Raw genomic sequence first — 1,507 nt, 5'->3', positions numbered from 1 at the left:
AGGCGTTCAGAACACNGTTCCGGGGAGTCGGAGACATCAAGTTCTTTATGTTCAGACTGGCCACACTATACTCTTGATACTCTCTCCCGCCCACCGGAAAAATCCGCTGACCCTAAATAATTTCGATGTCATACCTAATGGATAATTAATTTTTTGTTACTTACTTACAATAAAAATCCGTATATTTGCAACAGAAGTAATATTGCCTAAAATGTGACTACTAACTATGCTTACGTTTAACAGAAAATTGCTGCTCACACTTACAAGCATCATTGCCATTACAATAATGCCTGCCTGTAAACATGACTCTAAAGAGATAAACGAATTGCTAAAAATTGAAAAACTCAACGAAAGCGATCCAAAGGCGGCATTAGAGCTTATCGATTCAATCCAACCGGAAAAATACAACACTCCTAAATTAAAGGCATTATATAGCCTTGTAAAATCACAAGCTTTAGACAAGAATTTAATTCTGCTTAACAGCGACTCCATAATTTCCGTCGCTCGTCAATATTATGAAGATTCACCCGATAAGTACCACAGGATGAAATCTGAATATTATTATGGAATGATCAATCTAAACAGTGAAAAACTTGACACCGCACTTTTAGCTTTCCTGAAGGCATATGACCTTGGTGAAGAAATCAAGGATTATTTCTGGCAAGGAATGGCAGCATCCCGGATTGCCGAAATATTCAATAATAATAAAGATGGACAACAAGAACTCGAATTCTCAAAAATTGCTTTAAATTGTTTAAATAAAACACATAAAGAACAATACATAAATTATGCAATATTAGATTTGGGAACGGCTTATCACAATGTTAATTATACAGACTCTTGTATACTTATAATAAAAAATTTACTTGAAACGAGCAGACGAAATCAAGATCATGCACTTGAGTCTGCAGCTCAAGAGCTATTGGGTGCGGCCTACCTAAAATGTAATAAATATCAATCTGTGTTAGACATATTACAAAACAATTCACGACATGAAAATGTATCACCACTTATAATAGCCTATATGGCAATAGCACATTTAGGACTTGGAAATTTTGAAGAAGGAAAACATTTAATACTTAAACTTGAAAATGATAGCACATTAATTTCAGACTATTTGAAATACGATTTATATAGGAAACTTAATGATAAAGATAAAGCATTAACAGCATTAGAGGAAGCATATGGCAAAATTGACGATAAATTTGATTCTCATGTCACATCCAAGCTATCGCTTTCTATATTAAAATATCATAGGACACAACAGCTACTTGATAAGGCAAATGTTGTTCGATATAAATCAAGAGTAATATTCATAGCAATTGCATCTGTTTTACTCATAACAATAATAATTCTTACTTTTCTATATTATTCACAAAAACAAAAATTTAAGAATCAAGAATTAGCAACAAGTGCAAAAAATTTAAATGATAGATTATTAACAATAAACGAAAGTAACAAGAAATTAGCTAAATCAATCTTCTCTCTACTTTCAACACAGTTTATT

The 1,507-nt window shown here is 32.4% G+C and carries 1 protein-coding gene; it reads left to right on the top strand.

The genetic code is table 11. The features are described from left to right. Positions 1–247: 247 nt before the first annotated feature. A partial coding sequence (locus JX312_RS13535; RefSeq protein WP_204458436.1) for a lipopolysaccharide assembly protein LapB occupies positions 248–1,507 on the top strand: 1,260 nt, incomplete at its 3' end.

This window comes from Barnesiella sp. CU968, assembly GCF_905219685.1.
Classification (GTDB): Bacteria; Bacteroidota; Bacteroidia; order Bacteroidales; family Muribaculaceae; genus Lepagella; species Lepagella muris_A.
Note: the sequence above shows the minus strand (reverse complement) of the source record. Positions and strands in the feature narration are given on the sequence as shown.